We start from the raw sequence: 565 nt of genomic DNA, 5'->3' as shown, positions 1-565 counted from the left end.
ATCAGACGCCCGCTGACGCAGGGCCTGTTCGAGGATCTGGTTGACCCGTTCGGCGATATTTTCCGGCCCGTCGTTCTGCGCCAGTTGCGCCTGCTTTTCCTGGGCCTGCAGACGCTTATCCATCTGCTCCTGGCTCCAGCATTCAATGTCGATCCGCTTTTGCGTCGCGAAGCGTAGCGCCTCCATCAACTCCGCCGGCGGGGTATTAACCACCGCAATAGAGATTGTCTGTTCATCGCTATGCAGCAGCATGGCGTGGTAGCGACGGCAGAGGGGGATCAGCTGTTCTGTTTTCATGCATTAGCCCTCACTTCACCCGGAAAACGTCTTCGCAGGCCTGCTGAAGCGCGCTATTGCCGGTGATGGTGCAGACGCGCTGCCAGCCGGTGACGCCCTCGGCATTGTCCCAGGTCGGCGTCAGGGTGACCCCCAGTCCGTTCAGACTCTCCTGACCGGTGAGGGTGACGACCCCTTTGGCCACGCTCATGGCGGAGAGGTAGCGCGTGGTTGTCGGCGAGGGAATGCCGTTGCTGCCGCCGTCGCATGGCGTTAGGCCGCCATGATC

2 protein-coding genes are annotated in these 565 nt (G+C 61.6%); both read right to left on the bottom strand.

Annotated features, from left to right (window positions below; all coding sequences use genetic code 11):
- On the bottom strand, nt 1-297 hold a 297-nt coding region (locus AWV70_RS13090; protein ID WP_201024367.1), incomplete at its 3' end, for a hypothetical protein.
- Between the two features lie 10 nt (nt 298-307).
- Nucleotides 308-565: hypothetical protein (locus tag AWV70_RS13085; RefSeq protein WP_349675585.1), on the bottom strand; the 258-nt coding region annotated here is incomplete at its 5' end.

The sequence above is a fragment of the Sporosarcina koreensis genome (genome assembly GCF_001531445.1).
In the GTDB taxonomy this organism is placed as follows: domain Bacteria; phylum Bacillota; class Bacilli; order Bacillales_A; family Planococcaceae; genus Sporosarcina; species Sporosarcina koreensis_C.
Note: the sequence above shows the minus strand (reverse complement) of the source record. Positions and strands in the feature narration are given on the sequence as shown.